Here is a 19,716-nt window from a genome sequence, read left to right as displayed (position 1 = left end):
GTGGAGCGGCGAGCCGGTGGCTCGGAGGCCGGTTCGCCGCTGGTGGCCCGTCTGCTGGCGCTTCCGGTCGAGGAGCACGAGGGCGTGCTGCTGGACCTGGTCTGCGGGCGTGTGGCCGCTGTCCTGGGCCACACTGGTGCCGAGGCGGTCGACGCCGAACGGGCCTTCCGGGACCTCGGCTTCGACTCCCTCACGGCCGTGGAACTGCGCAACGTACTGAAGTCCGAGACCGGGCTTCGACTCTCGCCGACCCTGGTCTTCGACTACCCGACGCCGGTGGCGCTGGCCCGGTACCTGCTGGCTGAGCTCGCAGTGACCGCCGAGTCGGCCGAGTCCGCCGAGCGGGGCGGTGTGCGCGGGCGGCTGACGCCCGTCCGGTCCGCCCTGGACGTCGCGGACGACCCGATCGTGATCGTCGGCATGGGCTGCCGCTACCCCGGCGGTGTGCGGACTCCCGAGGAGCTGTGGCAGCTCGTCGCCGCCGGCGGCGACGGCATCACCGCCTTCCCGTCCGATCGCGGGTGGGACGTGGAGGCGCTCTACCACCCCGACCCCGACCATGCCGGTACGTCGTACACGCGTGAGGGCGGCTTCCTGCACGACGCGGCCGAGTTCGACCCGGCGTTCTTCGGGATCTCGCCGCGCGAGGCCCTCGCCATGGACCCGCAGCAGCGCCTGCTCCTGGAGACCTCGTGGGAGGCGTTCGAGCGGGCCGGCATCGACCCCGTGTCCGTGCACGGCAGCCGTACGGGCGTCTTCGCAGGTGTCATGTACCACGACTACGTCACGGGCGTCGGCATCGGGGACGGTGCCGGTAGCGGGGACGAGCTGCCGGAGGGTGTCGAGGGCTACCTCGGCACCGGCAACGCCGGCAGCATCGCCTCCGGCCGGATTGCCTACACCTTCGGTCTTGAGGGCCCGGCGGTGACGGTGGACACGGCGTGTTCGTCGTCCCTGGTTGCCCTGCACTGGGCGATCCAGGCGCTTCGCAACGGCGAGTGCGACATGGCACTGGCCGGTGGCGTGGCGATCATGGCAACCCCGGAGACATTCATCGATTTCAGCCGTCAGCGCGGTTTGTCGGCCGATGGTCGCTGCAAGTCCTTCGCGGCGGCTGCGGACGGTACGGGCTGGGCCGAGGGCGCGGGCATGCTGCTCGTCGAGCGTCAGTCGGACGCCCTCCGCAACGGGCACCCGATCCTGGCCGTGGTGCGCGGTTCGGCGATCAACCAGGACGGTGCGAGCAATGGTCTGACGGCGCCGAACGGTCCGTCGCAGCAGCGGGTGATCCGCGAGGCCCTGGCGAGCGCGGGTCTGTCGGCGGCGGACGTGGACGCGGTGGAGGCGCACGGCACGGGTACGCGGCTCGGTGACCCGATCGAGGCGCAGGCGCTGCTGGCCACGTACGGGCAGGGCCGCCCCGAGGGCCGGCCGTTGCTGCTGGGCTCCATCAAGTCCAACATCGGGCACACGCAGGCCGCGGCCGGTGTCGCCGGTGTGATCAAGATGGTCATGGCGATGCGGCACGGGGTGCTCCCGCAGACGCTGCACGTGGACGCGCCGTCGCCCCAGGTGGCCTGGGAGGACGGTGACGTCAGCCTGCTGAGGGAGGCGGTGGAGTGGCCGGAGACCGGCCGTCCGCGCCGCGCGGGTATCTCGTCGTTCGGTATCAGCGGTACCAACGCCCACACCATCATCGAACAGCCCCCGGCCACCACAGAGCCGGCGGAACCTGAAGCGGCCGTGCTGCTTCCGGCGGTGCCCTGGGTGCTCTCGGCGAAGGGCGAGGACGCGGTCCGGGCGCAGGCGCGTCAGCTCCGTTCCTATGTACTGGCCGCGCCGGATGTGCGGCCGGTCGACGTCGCGTGGTCGCTGGCGGTCGGCAAGGCGTCGTTCGAGGAGCGCGCGGCGGTGGTCGCCGCGGACCGTGAGGGCCTGCTGGCCGCACTGGAGGCGCTGGCCGAGGGCCGCTCGGCCGCGCTGATCAAGGGCTCGCCCGTCCCCGGGAAGATGGCGTTCCTGTTCACGGGGCAGGGCAGCCAGCGGTTGGGGATGGGGCGTGAGCTGTACGACGCTTTCCCGGTGTTCGCGGCCGCGCTGGACGCGGTGTCCGAGCTGTTCGATCTCGAAATGCCTCTGAAGGAAGTCCTGTTCGGCAGCGACACCGCTGTGCTGGACCAGACTGCGTACACCCAGCCGGCGTTGTTCGCGGTTGAGGTGGCGTTGTTCCGGCTGGTGGAGTCGTGGGGTGTGAAGCCGGCGTTCGTGGCCGGTCACTCGGTGGGTGAGATCGCGGCCGCGCATGTGGCCGGTGTGTTCTCGCTGGAGGACGCGTGTGCGTTGGTGGCGGCGCGTGGGCGTTTGATGCAGGCGTTGCCGTCCGGTGGTGTGATGGTCGCGGTGCAGGCGTCGGAGGACGAGGTCCTGCCGCTGTTGACGGACCGGGTGAGCATCGCGGCGGTCAATGGCCCGCAGGCCGTTGTGGTCGCGGGTGACGAGGACGCGGCGGTCGCGATCGCGGAGGCGTTCGAGGCGCAGGGCCGCAAGACCAAGCGTCTGACGGTCAGCCATGCGTTCCACTCGCCGCACATGGACGGCATGCTGGAGGACTTCCGCCAGGTCGTGGAGGGGCTGACCTTCGAGGCTCCCCGCATTTCGATCGTCTCCAACCTGACGGGCGCCCTCGTCACCGACGAGATGGGCTCCGCCGACTTCTGGGTCCGGCACGTCCGTGAGGCGGTCCGTTTCCTCGACGGGGTCCGCGCCCTGGAGGCCGCGGGAGTGACGACGTATGTCGAGATCGGTCCCGATGGTGTGCTGTCCGCGCTCGCGCAGGACTGTCTGACCGGTGACGCGGACATCGCCTTCGTACCTGTCCTGCGTTCGGGGCGTGGTGAGTCTGAGACGGTGGTCACTGCCGTGGCGCAGGCTCATGTGCGGGGTGTGGAGGTGGACTGGTCCGCCTTCTTCGCCGGTACGGGCGCCGGGCGGGTGGAGCTGCCGACGTACGCCTTCCAGCGGCAGCGCTACTGGCTCCAGATCGCGGGCGCGGCGCGGAACACCTCCGGCTTCGACGCGGACTCCCGTTTCTGGGACGCGGTGGAGCGCGAGGATCTCACGTCGCTCGCCGGCACGCTGGACATGGACGACGAGAACGCCTGGGGCACGGTCCTGCCGGCCCTCTCTGCATGGCGCCGTGGCCTGCGGACCCAGTCCGAGGTGGATGGCTGGCGTTACCGGGTGTCGTGGAAGCCGCTGACCGTGTCTGGCGGGGCGGTGTTGGGCGGTGAGTGGGTCGTCGTCGCGCGCGAGGACGAGTCGTTGGCTGCTGGTGTGGTGGATGCACTGGTCAGCGGTGGGGCTGAGGTCCGCCGGGTTGTTGTCGAGTCGGGTACGGATCGTGCGGCTCTGGCGGATCTGCTGTCCGGCGCGGGCGCCGTCGCAGGTGTCGTGTCGCTGCTCGCCCTGGACGAGTCGGCCGGGGTTGTTGCGGCGACGGCTTGTCTGGTGCAGGCGTTGGGTGATGCGGGGGCGGAGGCGCCGTTGTGGTGCCTGACCCGTGGTGCGGTGAGTGTGGGTCGTTCCGACCGTCTCGTCTCTGCCGTGCAGGCGCAGGTGTGGGGTCTGGGCCGTGTGGCCGCCCTCGAACTGCCCGAGCGTTGGGGTGGTCTGGTCGATCTGCCCGAGGTGTGGGACGAGCGGGCGATGTCCCGTCTGGTGGCTGTGCTGGCCGGCTCTGGTGAGGATCAGGTTGCGGTGCGGGCCTCCGGTGTCTTCGGGCGCAGGCTGGTCCGTGCTGCGAGCGGCAGCACGGACTCGTGGGCGCCGTCTGGCACGGTTCTGGTGACGGGTGGTACGGGTGCTCTGGGTGGCCGGGTCGCGCGTTGGCTGGCCGGTGCGGGTGTCGAGCGTCTGGTGCTGACGAGCCGTCGTGGTCTTGAGGCTCCGGGTGCCGCCGAACTGGTGGCGGAGCTGTCGGGGCTGGGTGTTGAGGTGTCGGTCGTGGCGTGTGACGCCTCCGACCGTGACGCCCTGCGTGCGCTGCTGGAGGCCGAGTCCGACACGCTCACGGCGATCGTGCACACCGCCGGGATCCTCGACGACGGTGTCCTCGACGCCCTTACCCCCGAGCGTTTCGAGAGCGTGCTGCGGGCCAAGGCGACCTCGGCGCTGAACCTGCACGAGCTGACGGTCGAGCTCGGTATCGAGCTCTCCGCGTTCGTGCTGTTCTCCTCCATGAGCGGCGTGACGGGTGCGGCCGGTCAGGCCAACTACGCTGCCGCGAACGCCTACCTGGATGCCCTCGCCGAGCAGCGGCGTGCTGCGGGGCTGGCCGCTACCTCGATCGCCTGGGGCCCGTGGGCCGAGGGCGGCATGGCCGCCGACGAGGCGCTGGACGCGCGGATGCGGCGTGAGGGTCTGCCGCCGATGGCCCCGGACACGGCGATGGCCGTGCTGCGACAGAGCGCTGTCTCTGGGGATGCAGCCCTGCTGGTCGCGGACGTGGACTGGAAGCGCTTCGGGCCCGCATTTACCGTGTCACGCCCCAGCACGCTCTTCGCGGACCTGGCCGAGACCCGCTCCGCCGACCCCGCCTCACATGACTCCGCATCGCCGGTCGGCCGGCTTGCCGGTCTGGGCGCGGTGGAGCTGGAGCGGGAGTTGCTCGGTCTGGTCCGTACGCACGTCGCGGCGGTCCTGGGGCACGACGGCGTTGACGCGGTGGGTGCGGAGCGTGCCTTCAAGGAGCTCGGGTTCGACTCGCTCACGGCGGTCGAGCTGCGCAACCGGCTGGGTGCGGCCACGGGTGTGAGCCTGCCGGCCACGCTGATCTTCGACTACCCGACCGCCTCCGCCCTCATGGCCTACCTTCGCGATGAACTGCTGGGGACTCAGGCCCTGATCACTGGTCCAGTGGCCACGGTGGTGGACGACGATCCGATCGCGATCGTCGCGATGAGCTGCCGCTTCCCCGGTGGTGTCCGTACCCCCGAGGACCTCTGGCAGCTGCTGTCGACCGGCGGCGACGCCATCGGTGAGTTCCCAGTCGACCGTGGCTGGGACCTGGACCGCCTCTACAGCCCGGACCCGGACCAGCAGGGCACGTTCTATGCCCGTGAGGGCGGCTTCGTCTACGACGTGGCCGACTTCGACGCCGACTTCTTCGGAATCTCGCCCCGCGAGGCCCTCGCCATGGACCCCCAGCAGCGTCTGCTGCTGGAGACCACCTGGGAGACCTTCGAACGGGCGGGCATCGATCCCGCCGCCGTGCGCGGCAGCCAGGCGGGCGTGTTCATCGGCACCAACGGCCAGGATTACGACGGGACGTTCCGATCCATTCCCGAGGGCATCGAGGGTTTCCTCGGTACGGGTAACGCGGCGAGCGTCGTCTCCGGGCGCCTCTCGTACGCCTTCGGTCTCGAAGGCCCGGCGGTCACGGTGGATACGGCGTGCTCGGCTTCTCTGGTGGCCCTGCACTGGGCGATCCAGGCGCTGCGCAGCGGTGAGTGCTCGCTGGCGCTGGCCGGTGGTGTGACCGTGATGTCGTCTCCGGGTGCCTACATCGACTTCAGCCGTCAGCGGGGGCTGGCGGCGGACGGCCGTATCAAGGCGTTCTCCGCCGACGCGGACGGTACGGGCTGGGGTGAGGGTGTCGGCATGCTGCTCGTGGAGCGGCTGTCGGACGCGCAGCGCAACGGTCACCCGGTCCTGGCGGTCGTGCGGGGTTCGGCGATCAACCAGGACGGTGCGAGCAACGGCCTGACCGCGCCCAACGGCCCCTCCCAGCAGCGCGTGATCCGCGCCGCCCTCGCGAGTGCGGGTCTGTCGGCCGCAGAGGTCGACGCGGTGGAGGCGCACGGTACGGGTACGCGGCTCGGTGACCCGATCGAGGCGCAGGCCCTGCTGGCGACGTACGGCCAGGAGCGTGTCGACGGACGACCGCTGCTGCTGGGTTCCATCAAGTCGAACATCGGGCACACGCAGGCCGCGGCCGGTGTGGCGGGTGTCATCAAGATGGTGTTGGCCATGCAGCACGGGGTGCTTCCGCAGACCCTGCACGTGGACGCGCCCACCCCGCACGTCGACTGGACGGCGGGTGACCTCGAGCTCCTGACCGAGCAGCGCGCATGGCCCGAGACCGGCCGTCCGCGCCGGGCCGGCATCTCCTCCTTCGGCTTCAGCGGCACCAACGCCCACACGATCATCGAGCAGGCACCGGACGCGCCCGACGCCGAGGCGTCCGCGCAGTTGCAGGAGCGGCCCGGTGGGGTCATGCCGTGGGTGCTGTCCGCAAAGACTGAGGCGGCCCTGCGGGTCCAGGCCGAGCGCCTTGAGTCGCTGCTCGTGTCGGATGAGCTAATCGAATCCGCCGATGTGGCCTACTCGTTGGCGACATCGAGGTCGGCCCTGGAGCGCCGGGCCGTCGTCGTCGCGGAGGGACGGGAAGAGTTCCTCGCCGCGCTGCGCGCCCTCGCCGCAGGTGAGCAGGCAGCAGGCCTGGTGCGCGGAACGCCGGCCGCCCCTGGCAGCACGGCGTTCCTGTTCACCGGCCAGGGCAGCCAGCGACTGGGGATGGGCCGCGAGCTCTACGACACCCACCCGGTGTTCGCGGACGCGCTGGACGCGATTTGCGCCCGCATGGATGCCCACCTCGAACTGCCTCTGAAGGACGTCCTGTTCGGCTCGGACGCTGCCGTGCTGGACGAGACCGCGTACACCCAGCCGGCCCTGTTCGCCGTTGAGGTGGCGCTCTTCCGGCTCGTGGAGAGCTGGGGTGCGAAGCCCGACTTCCTGTCCGGGCACTCGATCGGTGAGATCGCGGCCGCGCACGCTGCCGAGGTGCTTTCGCTGGACGATGCGTGTGCGCTGGTGGCGGCGCGTGGCCGGCTGATGCAGGCGCTCCCGGCCGGCGGCGTGATGATCGCCGTCCAGGCGTCGGAAGATGAGGTCCTGCCGCTGCTCACCGAGCGTGTGAGCATCGCGGCGGTCAACGGTCCGCGGTCGGTGGTCATCGCCGGTGACGAGGACGCGGCGGTCGCGATTACGGAGTTCTTCGCCGATCGCAAGTCCAAGCGGCTGACGGTGAGCCATGCTTTCCACTCGCCGCACATGGACGGCATGCTGGCCGACTTCCGCCAGGTGGTGGAGGGGCTGTCGTTCGCCGCCCCGCGTATCCCGGTCGTGTCGAACCTGACCGGTGCCCTCGTCACCGACGAGATGGGTTCGGCGGACTTCTGGGTCCGGCACGTCCGCGAGGCGGTCCGCTTCCTCGACGGCATCCGCGCCCTGGAGGGTGCGGGAGTGACGACGTATGTCGAGCTCGGCCCCGACGGCGTCCTCTCCGCCCTCGCCCAGGACTGCGTCACGCAGGACGCTGTCTTCGTCCCCGCCCTCCGCAAGGGCCGCCCCGAGGCCGACGCCGTCACGGCGGCCCTCGCGCAGGCTCACGTTCACGGCGTCACCGTCGACTGGACGGCGTACTTCGTCGGCACGGGTGCGCGGCGGGTTGACCTGCCGACGTACGCGTTCCAGCGTCAGCGGTTCTGGCCCAGTGCGGCCGCGTTCGCGTCCGGGGATCCGGAGGCGATGGGGCTGGGTGACGCCGGGCACCCCCTGCTGGGCGCGGCGGTGACGCTCGCCGACTCCGAGGGAGTGCTCCTCGCCGGTCGGCTGTCCGTGGAGACCCACCCGTGGCTCGCCGATCACACGATCCACGGCGGCGTGCTGCTGCCGGGCACGGCTTTCGTGGAGCTGGCGATCCGCGCCGGCGACGAGGTCGGCTGCGATGTGGTGGAGGAGCTGACGCTGGAGGCGCCGCTCGTTCTGCCCGAGCGGGGAGGCGTGCAGCTCCAGCTCGTGATCGAGGCGCCCATGGCGCCCGGGCGTCGGGCGTTCAGCGTGTACTCCCGACGTCAGGACGCGCTGGCTGAGGAGCCGTGGACGCGTCACGGGTCGGGTGTGCTTGCGGCTGGTGCGCGTCCGGAGGCCTCGCTGGAGTTCGGTGAGCTGGCGGTGTGGCCGCCGTCGGGCGCCGTGCCCGTGGACGTCGACGGGCTGTACGCGGAGCTGCTCGAAAACGGAATGGCCTACGGGCCGCTGTTCCAGGGCCTGAAGGCGGCCTGGCGGCGTGGTGGCGAGCTGTTCACCGAGGTGGTGCTGCCGGAGGACGGGCGTGGGGATGCGGCGCGGTTCGGGCTGCACCCGGCGCTGCTCGACGCGGGTCTGCATGCCATCGGCCACGGCGAGTCCGCCGCGGAAGGCGTCGGCGCGATGCTGCCCTTCTCTTGGGTTGGTGTCTCGCTGTACGCCGTGGGCGCGCACTCGCTCCGGATGCGCCTGACTCCGCACTCGCCGGACGACCGGCACACCCTGGGCCTGCTGGTCGCGGATGAGACGGGGCGGCCGGTGGCGGCCGTGGAGTCGCTGACGCTTCGCCCGGCTTCCGCCGATCAGGTCAATGTGGTGGGCGCCGGTCATCTGGAGTCGCTGTTCCGCGTGGAATGGGAGCCGGCCGCGATCGGTTCGGTAACGTCCGCTGGTCTGCGGTGGGCGGTACTGGGCCGGGACGAGGTCGGCCTGGGCGGCGCGGGTGGTGTTCAGGTGACCGAGTACGCCGATGTGGCGGCGTTCGGTTCGGCGCTGGAGGCGGGTGAGCCTGCTCCGGATGCGGTGTTCGTCCTGCCGTCCGCGGCCGACGTGGACGAGGACACCGTCGGGTCGGTGCACGGCGCGGTCAATGGCGCGCTGGCGTTTGTGCAGGGGTGGCTGGCGGATGACCGGTTCGCGGGTTCGCGGCTGGTGTGGGTTTCGTCGGGTGCGGTGTCTGTCGGTGCCGGTTCGGGTGTCCGGGATCTGGCGGGGAGCGCGGTGCGTGGTCTGCTGCGTTCGGCGCAGTCGGAGAACCCCGGCCAGCTCGTCATGCTGGATCTGGATCCGGATCTGGACGCGGTGTCGGTGGTGGCGATTCCTGCCGCGCTGGCGGCTGGTGAGCCGGAGCTGGCGGTCCGCGCGGGTGTGGTGAGCGTGCCGCGTCTGGTGCGCGTGCCGTCGGCGGACAGTGTGGCCGAGGCGCCGGTGGAGCTCGGCGACCCGTCGGGGACGGTTCTCGTGACCGGTGCGACGGGTGGTCTCGGGCGGTTGTTCGCTCGGCACTTGGTGACTTCGTATGGTGTTGAGCGTCTGCTGCTGGTGAGCCGGCGGGGTGCTGCTGCCGAAGGTGCAGACGCGCTGGTTGCGGAGTTGGCGGAGTTGGGTGCTCGGGCGGAGTTTGCCGCCTGTGATCTCGCGGATCGGGATGCGGTGGCTGCGCTGCTGGCGTCGGTTCGGGTTGAGCACCCGCTGACGGCCGTGGTGCACACCGCGGGCGTTCTGGACGACGGTGTTGTGTCCGCCCTGACGCCGGAGCGGGTCGCGAACGTGCTGCGGCCGAAGGTGGATGCGGCCTGGAACCTGCATGAGCTGACCCGGGAGCTGGACCTGTCTGCGTTCGTCCTGTTCTCGGGTGCTGCTGCCGCGTTCGGTGCGGCGGGGCAGGCGAACTACGCTGCCGCGAACGCGTTCCTGGAGGCCCTGGCCGAGCAGCGACGGGCCGAGGGCCTGGCGGCCACGGCGCTGGCCTGGGGCTTGTGGGCCCCGCAGGAGGACAGTGGCAGCGGTAGTACCGGTGGCATGGCGGCGAGCCTTGACGACGCCAACCTCCGACGCATCGCCCGCGACGGCGTCGATGGACTTGCCGCCGACGAGGGGCTCGCTCTCTTCGACACCGCGATGACGGTGGATTCGGCGGTGACCCTGCCGATCCGCCTCGACCTCGCGGTGCTGCGGGCGCAGGCGGTCTCGGCGGGTTCGACGCCGGCCCTGCTCCGTGCCCTCGTACGAGTGCCCGTGCGGCGCACCGTGGAGCGGCGAGGCGGCGGCTCCGAGACCGGTTCGCCCCTGGTGGCCCGTCTGCTGGCGTTGCCGGTCGAGGAGCACGAGGGCGTGCTGCTCGACCTGGTGTGCGGGCGCGTGGCCGCTGTCCTGGGCCACACCGGCGCCGAGGCGGTCGACGCCGAACGGGCCTTCCGGGACCTCGGCTTCGACTCCCTCACGGCCGTGGAACTGCGCAACGTACTCAAGACGGAGACCGGACTGCGGCTTCCTCCGACGCTGATCTTCGACTACCCGACTCCCGCCGCTCTGGCCCGGCACCTGCTCTCCGAGCTCGCGGTGACCGATGGTTCCGCTGATGCGGCGGGTGCGCGCGGGCTGTCGACGCCCGTTCGGGCCGCTGTGGGCCTGACCGACGACCCGATCGTCATCGTCGGCATGGGCTGCCGCTACCCCGGCGGCGTGCGGACCCCCGAGGAGCTGTGGCAGCTCGTCGCCGCCGGCGGCGACGGCATCACCGCCTTCCCGTCCGACCGCGGCTGGGACGTCGAGGCGCTCTACCACCCCGACCCCGACCACGTGGGCACCTCGTACACCCGCGAAGGCGGCTTCCTGCACGACGCTGCCGAGTTCGACCCGGCGTTCTTCGGGATCTCGCCGCGCGAGGCCCTCGCCATGGACCCCCAGCAGCGGCTCCTCCTGGAGACCTCGTGGGAGGCCTTCGAGCGGGCCGGCATCGACCCGGCCACCCTGCGCGGCAGCCGTACCGGCGTCTTCGCCGGCGTCATGTACCACGACTACGCGACGGGCTACGGAAACGGCGAGGAGCTGCCGGAGGGCGTCGAGGGCTACCTCGGTACCGGAAACTCGGGCAGCATCGCCTCGGGCCGCGTCTCGTACGCGTTCGGTCTTGAGGGCCCGGCGGTGACGGTGGACACGGCGTGTTCGTCGTCCCTGGTGGCCCTGCACTGGGCGATCCAGGCGCTGCGCCAGGGCGAGTGCGACATGGCTCTCGCGGGTGGCGTCGCGATCATGGCGACTCCGGAGACCTTCGTTGACTTCAGCCGTCAGCGCGGCCTGTCGGCCGATGGCCGCTGCAAGTCCTTCGCGGCGGCCGCGGACGGTACGGGCTGGGCCGAGGGCGCGGGCATGCTGCTCGTCGAGCGCCAGTCGGACGCCCTCCGCAACGGGCACCCGATCCTGGCCGTCGTCAGGGGCTCCGCGATCAACCAGGACGGCGCCAGCAACGGCCTGACGGCCCCGAACGGTCCGTCGCAGCAGCGGGTGATCCGCGAGGCCCTGGCCAGCGCGGGTCTGACGGCCGCCGACGTGGACGCGGTGGAGGCGCACGGCACGGGTACCCGGCTCGGTGACCCGATCGAGGCGCAGGCGCTGCTGGCCACGTACGGCCAGGACCGCCCCGAGGGCCGGCCCCTGCTGCTGGGCTCCATCAAGTCGAACATCGGGCACACGCAGGCCGCGGCCGGTGTTGCCGGTGTGATCAAGATGGTCATGGCGATGCGGCACGGGGTGCTTCCGCAGACGCTGCACGTGGACGCACCGTCGCCCCAGGTGGACTGGGAGGACGGTGACGTCAGCCTGCTGACCGACGCGACCGACTGGCCGGAGACCGGCCGTCCGCGCCGCGCGGGCATCTCGTCGTTCGGCATCAGCGGTACCAACGCCCACACCATCATCGAACAGCCCCCGACCACCACGGAGCCGGCGGAGGCACCTGCCGACGTCACGCCGCTGCCGGTCGTGCCCTGGGTGCTCTCGGCGAAGGGTGAAAACGCCCTTCGGGCGCAGGCGCGTCAGCTCCAGGCCCACGTACTGGCCGCGCCCGATGCGCGCCCGGTCGACGTCGCGTGGTCGCTGGCGGCCAACCGGGCCTCGTTCGAGGACCGCGCGGCGGTGGTCGCCGCGGACCGTGAGGGCCTGCTGGCCGCACTGGAGGCGCTGGCCGAGGGCCGCTCGACCGCAGCCGTGGTGAACGGTTCGACGGCCGGCGGGAAGATCGCCTTCCTGTTCACCGGCCAGGGGAGCCAGCGCCTCGGGATGGGGCGCGAGTTGTACGACGCCTTCCCTGTGTTCGCCGCGGCGCTGGACGCGATCTGCGAGCGGATCGAACTGCCGCTGAAGGAAGTCCTCTTCGGCAATGACGCGGCTGTGCTGGACCGGACCGAGTACACCCAGCCCGCGCTGTTCGCGGTCGAGGTGGCGCTCTTCCGCCTGGTCGAGTCGTGGGGTGTGCGGCCGGACTTCCTTTCCGGTCACTCGATCGGTGAGATCGCGGCCGCGCACGTGGCCGGGGTGCTGTCCCTGGACGACGCGTGCACGCTGGTGGCGGCCCGTGGCCGTCTGATGCAGGCGCTGCCGGGTGGTGGCGTGATGATTGCCGTCCAGGCGTCGGAGGACGAGGTCCTGCCGCTGTTGACGGACCGGGTGGGCATCGCGGCGGTCAACGGTCCGCGGTCGGTGGTCATCGCCGGTGACGAGGATGCCGCTGCGGCCGTGGTGGAGTCGTTCGCCGATCGCAAGTCCAAGCGGCTGACGGTCAGCCACGCGTTCCACTCGCCGCACATGGACGGCATGCTGGCCGACTTCCGCCAGGTCGTGGAGGGGCTGTCGTTCGGCGCCCCGCGCATCCCGGTCGTCTCCAACCTGACCGGTGCCCTCGTCACCGACGAGATGGGCTCGGCGGACTTCTGGGTGCGACACGTCCGCGAGGCGGTCCGCTTCCTCGACGGCATGCGCGTACTGGAGGACGCCGGGGTCACGACGTACCTCGAACTCGGTCCGGATGGTGTGCTCTCGGCCATGGGCCAGGAGTGCGTAGCCGGCGAGGGCGTTGCCTTCCTGCCGGTCCTGCGCGCAGGACGTCCCGAGACCGAAACGACGGTCGCGGCAGTGGCGCAGACGCATACTCGGGGCCTTGAGGTGAACTGGCAGGCGTTCTTTGCCGGTTCGGGTGCCCGACACGCCGATCTGCCGACGTACGCCTTCCAGCGGCAGCGCTACTGGCTGCCGATGGCGGGGCCGGCGCGGAGCGGCGCCGCCGACGAGGTGGACTCTCGCTTCTGGGACGCCGTGGAGCGCGAGGACCTGGAGTCGCTCGCCGCCACGCTGGAGATGGATGGCGAGAACGCCTGGGACAAGGTCCTGCCGGCCCTGCCGACCCTCTCGGCCTGGCGCCGTGGCCTGCGGACCCAGTCCGAGGTGGACCGCTGGCGCTACCGGGTGTCGTGGAAGCCGTTGACGGATGCCGGGACCGGTGCGCCGTTGTCGGGGCTGTGGCTGGTCGTTGCTGCTGCGGGCGTGGATGACACGACTGTGGCGGATGCGCTGGCCGCGCGTGGTGCCGAGGTTCGGCGGGTTGTCGTAGAGCCTGGTACGGACCGTGCGGCTCTGGCTGAGCTGCTGTCTGGTGCGGGTTTTGTTGCTGGTGTGGTGTCGCTGCTGGCTCTGGATGAGTCGGCTGGGGTCATCGCGACGGCTGGTTTGGTGCAGGCGTTGGGTGATGCCGGGGTGGAGGCGCCGTTGTGGTGCCTGACCCGTGGTGCGGTCAGCGTCGGCCGGTCGGATCGTCTGGTGTCGGCGGTTCAGGCTCAGGTGTGGGGTCTCGGGCGTGTGGCCGCTCTGGAGGTTCCGGGGCGTTGGGGTGGTCTGGTCGATCTGCCCGAGGTGTGGGATGACCGGGCGATGTCCCGCCTGGTGGGTGTGCTGGCCTCTGCTGGTGAGGACCAGGTTGCGGTGCGGTCGTCCGGTGTCTTCGGGCGCAGGCTGGTCCGCGCCGCGAGCGGCAGCACGGACTCCTGGACGCCTTCCGGCACCGTTCTGGTCACGGGCGGTACGGGCGCTCTGGGCGGCCGGTTGGCTCGTTGGCTGGCCGGGGCCGGTGCGGAGCGCTTGGTGCTGACCAGCCGCCGCGGCGCTGACGCCCCGGGTGCCACTGAGCTGGTGGCGGAGCTGTCCGGGCTGGGTGTTGAGGTGTCGGTCGTGGCGTGTGACGCCTCCGACCGGGATGCCCTGCGTGCGCTGCTGGAGGCCGAGGCCGGCACGCTGACGGCGGTCGTACACACGGCTGGTGTGCTGGATGACGGTGTCCTCGACGCCCTCACGCCCGAGCGTTTCGAGAGCGTGCTGCGGGCCAAGGCGACCTCGGCGCTCAACCTCCACGAGCTGACCCTCGAACTCGGCATCGAGCTCTCCGCATTCGTGCTGTTCTCCTCGATGAGCGGCGTGACCGGTGCTGCTGGTCAGGCGAACTACGCTGCCGCGAACGCGTACCTGGACGCCCTCGCCGAGCAGCGTCGTGCCGCGGGGCTGGCCGCGACCTCGATCGCCTGGGGTCCGTGGGCCGAGGGCGGCATGGCCGCTGATGAGGCGCTGGACGCGCGGATGCGGCGTGAGGGTCTGCCGCCGATGGCCCCGGACACGGCGATGGCCGTGCTGCGACAGAGCGTTGCCTCATCCGCCGACGCGGCCCTGCTGGTCGCGGACGTGGACTGGGAGCGCTTCGCACCCGCCTTCAGCGTCGTGCGTCCCAGCTCGCTCTTCGCCGAGCTGTCCGAGATCCGGCCCGCCGGGCCCACGGCTCGTGCCGCGGGCGACACCGCATCGCCGGTCGGCCGGCTCGCCGGTCTGGGTGCGGCGGAGCTGGAGCGGGAGCTGCTCGGTCTGGTCCGTACTCACGTGGCGGCGGTCCTGGGGCACGACGGCGTTGACGCCGTCGGTGCCGAACGTGCCTTCAAGGAGCTCGGGTTCGACTCGCTCACGGCGGTCGAGCTGCGCAACCGGCTGGGTGCGGCCACGGGTGTGAGCCTGCCGGCCACGCTGATCTTCGACTACCCGACCGCCTCCGCCCTCATGGGATTCCTCCGGGACGAACTCCTGGGGACCGAGGCCCAGATCACCGGTCCGGTGACATCGACGGTCAAGACCGTCGATGACGATCCGATCGCGATCGTCGCGATGAGCTGCCGCTTCCCCGGTGGTGTCCGTACCCCCGAGGACCTGTGGCAGTTGCTGTCGACCGGTGGCGATGCCATCGGTGAGTTCCCGGTCGACCGTGGCTGGGACCTGGACCGCCTCTACAGTCCGGACCCGGACCAGCAGGGCACGTTCTATGCCCGCGAGGGCGGCTTCCTGTACGACGTGGCCGACTTCGACGCCGACTTCTTCGGGATCTCGCCCCGCGAGGCCCTCGCCATGGACCCCCAGCAGCGGCTCCTCCTGGAGACCACCTGGGAGACCTTCGAGCGGGCCGGTATCGCTCCGTCCTCGGTGCGCGGCAGCCAGGCGGGCGTGTTCATCGGCACCAACGGGCAGGACTACGGAACGACGTTGAACACCGTTCCGGACGGCATCGAGGGTTTCCTCGGTACGGGTAACGCGGCGAGCGTCGTCTCCGGTCGCCTCTCGTACGCCTTCGGTCTCGAGGGCCCGGCGGTCACGGTGGATACGGCGTGCTCGGCTTCTCTGGTGGCCCTGCACTGGGCGATCCAGGCGCTGCGCAGCGGTGAGTGCTCGCTGGCGCTGGCCGGTGGTGTGACCGTGATGTCGTCTCCGGGTGCCTACATCGACTTCAGCCGTCAGCGGGGGCTGGCGGCGGACGGCCGGATCAAGGCGTTCGCGGCTGATGCGGACGGTACGGGCTGGGGTGAGGGTGTCGGCATGCTGCTGGTGGAGCGGCTGTCGGACGCCCGGCGCAACGGTCACCCGGTCCTGGCGGTGGTGCGGGGTTCGGCGATCAACCAGGACGGTGCGAGCAATGGTCTGACGGCTCCGAACGGCCCCTCGCAGCAGCGCGTGATCCGTGCCGCCCTCGCGAGCGCGGGTCTGTCGGCCGCAGAGGTCGACGCGGTCGAGGCCCACGGCACGGGTACCCGTCTTGGCGACCCGATCGAGGCGCAGGCCCTGCTGGCCACCTACGGCCAGGACCGGCCGGGCGACCAGCCGCTCCTGCTCGGCTCCATCAAGTCCAACATCGGGCACACGCAGGCCGCTGCAGGTGTGGCAGGTGTCATCAAGATGGTGCTCGCGATGCAGCACGGGGTGCTTCCGCAGACCCTGCACGTGGACGAGCCCACCCCGCACGTCGACTGGACGGCGGGCGACATCGCCCTCCTCACCGAGCAGCGAGCGTGGCCCGAGACCGGCCGTCCGCGCCGGGCCGGCATCTCCTCCTTCGGCTTCAGCGGCACCAACGCCCACACGATCATCGAGCAGGCACCGGACGTCGAGCAGTCTGCGCACGCCGACGCGCAGCAGCGTTCCGGCCACGTGCCGTGGGTGCTGTCTGCAAAGAGTGAGGCGGCTCTGCGGGTCCAGGCCGAGGGTCTGGAGGCGCACTTTGCGTCGGACGAGCTGCTCGAACCCAGCGACGTGGGCTACTCGTTGGCGACGTCGAGGTCGGGCCTTGAGCGCCGGGTCGTCGTCGTCGCGGGGGAGCGGGAAGAGTTCATCGCCGCGCTGAAGGCCCTCGCGACCGGCGAGCAGGCAGCAGGCCTGGTGCGCGGAACGGCGGCGGCCTCCGGTGGCACGGCGTTCCTGTTCACCGGACAGGGCAGCCAGCGACTGGGGATGGGCCGCGAGCTCTACGACGCCTTCCCGGTGTTCGCGGACGCGCTGGACGCGATCTGCGCCCGCATGGATGCCCACCTGGAACTGCCGCTGAAGGACGTCCTGTTCGGCTCGGACGCTGCCGTGCTGGACGAGACCGCGTACACCCAGCCGGCCCTGTTCGCCGTCGAGGTGGCGCTCTTCCGGCTCATCGAGTCGTGGGGCGTGCGGCCGGACTTCCTGTCCGGTCACTCGATCGGTGAGATCGCGGCCGCTCACGCTGCCGAGGTGCTTTCGCTGGACGATGCGTGTGCGCTGGTGGCAGCGCGTGGGCGTCTGATGCAGGCGCTGCCGGGTGGCGGCGTGATGATCGCCGTCCAGGCTTCGGAGGACGAGGTCCTGCCGCTGCTGACGGACCGTGTGAGCATCGCGGCGGTCAACGGTCCGGAGTCGGTCGTGGTGGCCGGTGACGAGGGCACGGCGGAGGCCGTCGCCAAGGTCTTCCCCGACCGGAAGAGCAAGCGGCTGACGGTGAGCCATGCGTTCCACTCGCCGCACATGGACGGCATGCTGGCCGACTTCCGCAAGGTGGCCGAGGGGATCGCGTACTGCAGCCCCCGTATTCCGGTCGTCTCCAACCTGACCGGTGCCCTCGTCACCGACGAGATGGGCTCCGCCGACTTCTGGGTCCGCCACGTCCGCGAGGCGGTCCGCTTCCTGGACGGCATCCGCGTCCTGGAGGCCGCCGGAGTCACCACGTACGTCGAGCTCGGCCCGGACGGGGTGCTCTCCGCCCTCGCCCAGGACTGCGTCACGCAGGACGCCGCCTTCGTGCCCGCCCTCCGCAAGGGCCGCACCGAGGCGGAGGCCGTCACCACGGCCCTCGCGCAGGCCCACGCCCACGGCGTCACCGTCGACTGGCGGGCGTACTTCGCCGCCACCGCGGCCGGAGCCCGCCGCGTCGACCTGCCCACCTACCCCTTCCAGCGCAAGCGCTACTGGCTGGAGGAGGCTCCCCGTCCCGCGGCGGTCGAGTCCAATGTCGGCACGGCCGGTGGTGCGGTGGACGCCGCGTTCTGGGAGGCCGTCGACAACGCGGACCTCGCCGCCCTCACGGCAACCCTTGAGATCGATGCCGACCAGCCGCTGAGCGCGCTGATGCCGGCGCTGTCCGCCTGGCGGCGCCGGCGCGCCGAGCGGTCGCTCGTCGACGGCTGGCGCTACGGGGTCACCTGGAAGCCGCTCGGCGATCCGGACGCCACCGCTCGCCCCACCGGCACCTGGCTGGTCGTCACCGCGGCGGCCAGCGCCGGCGCCGGCTCCGCGCTCCCCGGGATCGCGGACGCCCTCCGGGCGCGCGGCGCAGACGTACGGGAAGTCGCGCTGGACCCGGCCACAACTGACCGGGCCGCAGTGGCCGACCGGCTGCGTACGGCCCTCGCCGGGAACCGCGCCGACGGGGTGCTGTCCCTGCTGGCGCTCGCCGAGGCCCCGCACCCGGCCCATCCGGCGGCGCCGGCCGGGCTGCTGCTGGCCGGGGCGCTCGTACAGGCCCTCGGTGACGCCCGGGTCGACGCCCCGCTGTGGTGCGTGACCACCGGGGCCGTCGCGACCGGCCCGTCCGACCGGGTCCGGAGCGCCGCCCAGGCGCAGACCTGGGGCTTCGGCCGGGTGGTCGCCCTGGAGCACCCCGAGCGCTGGGGCGGTCTGGTGGACCTGCCCGGCAGCCCGGACGCGCGGGCGCTGGACCGGCTGCTCGCCGTACTCGCGGGCGGGAAGGACGCGTACGAGGACCAGCTCGCCGTTCGGTCCGCCGGTCTCCTCGCACGCCGCATCGGGCACGCCGCCGCCCCGGCGGCCGCCGGCAGCGGCGACGGAGCGGGGGAGCGGGCGCCCTGGCGGCCCCGCGGCACCGTCCTGGTCACCGGCGGTACGGGCGCCCTCGGCGCGCACGTGGCCCGCTGGCTCGCCGCACACGGCGCGGAGCACCTGGTGCTGGTCGGGCGCCGCGGCGCCGACGCGCCCGGGGTCGAGGCCCTGGTCGCGGAGGTCTCCGCGCTCGGTGCGCGGGCCACGGCCGTCGCGTGCGACGTGGCCGACCGGGAGTCCGTCGGCGAACTGCTCGCCGCGCTCCGCGACGACACCTCCGGCCCCGGCCTGACGGCCGTCTTCCACACGGCGGGCGTCGGCCAGTTCGCGCCGCTCGCCGAGGCCGGCGCGGGCGATGTCGCCGCCGTCCTCTCCGCGAAGGTCTCCGGGGCCGAGCACCTGGACGAGCTGCTCGCGGACACGGAGCTGGACGCCTTCGTCCTCTTCTCCTCCATCGCCGGCGTCTGGGGCAGCGGCGGCCAGGCCGCCTATGCGGCCGCCAACGCCCACCTCGACGCCCTGGCGCAGCGGCGCCGGGACCGCGGGCTGACGGCCACGGCCGTGGCCTGGGGTCCGTGGGGCGAGGGCGGGCTGGTCGCCGACGACGAGGCAGCCCTGCAACTGCGTCGCCGCGGCCTGCCGGTGATGGCCCCGGAGCTGTCGATCGCCGCCCTCCAGCAGGCGCTGGACGCGGACGACACGACCGTGACCGTCGCCGACGTCGACTGGGAGCTGTTCGTCCCGGCCTTCACGGCGGCCCGGCCGCGCCCGCTCATCGCGGACCTCCCCGAGGTACGCCGCGTACTCGCGGCGGAGCAGCACGGCGTCGGCTCCGGCATCGGCGCCGATGCCGCCACCGCGGGAGACGGCGCCGGTGAACCGGCCCGTCTGGTGGCCGAGTTGCGGAGCATGGGCACCGACGAGGCCGAACGGAGCCTGCTCGGCCTGGTCCGTACGCACGTCGCCGCGGTCCTCGGGCACGACGGGGCGGCCTCGGTCGAGGCGGGGCGCGCCTTCAAGGAGCTCGGCTTCGACTCGCTCACCGCGGTCGAACTGCGCACCCGCCTCGGCTCCGCCACCGGACTGCGGCTGCCCGCCAGCCTCGTCTTCGACCACCCGACGCCCGCCGCCCTGGCCGCGCACCTGCGCGCGGAACTCCTCGGCGGGGACACGGCGCCCGCGCTCCCGGCGCTCGCGGAGATCGACAAGCTGGAGTTCCTCCTGACGTCGGTCCCCGAGGACGACGCCGCCGAACGCGCCCGTGTGACGGCGCGCCTCGAAGCGCTCCTGGCGAACTGGCACGGGACGGACCGGGCCGCGGCCCACGCCCTGGAGGACGAGGAGGACGCCATCGAATCGGCGTCCGCCGAGGACCTCTTCGACATCATCAACAACGAATTCGGAAAAGCCTGA

At 71.9% G+C, this 19,716-nt stretch carries 1 protein-coding gene (running past one end of the window); it reads left to right on the top strand.

Going from position 1 to position 19,716, the window contains the following annotated elements; genetic code table 11:
* Window positions 1-19,716: the 3' portion of a type I polyketide synthase gene (locus ACXNSR_RS02870; RefSeq protein ID WP_458640547.1), read on the top strand. It extends 14,796 nt beyond the left edge of the window; 19,716 of the gene's 34,512 nt are visible here — the last part of the coding sequence; the start codon falls outside the window, past its left edge; its stop codon occupies window positions 19,714-19,716.

It is taken from the genome of Streptomyces sp. NC-S4 (assembly GCF_054353315.1).
The sequence above is the reverse complement of the archived record's forward strand: the minus strand, read 5'-3'. Positions and strand labels throughout refer to the sequence as shown.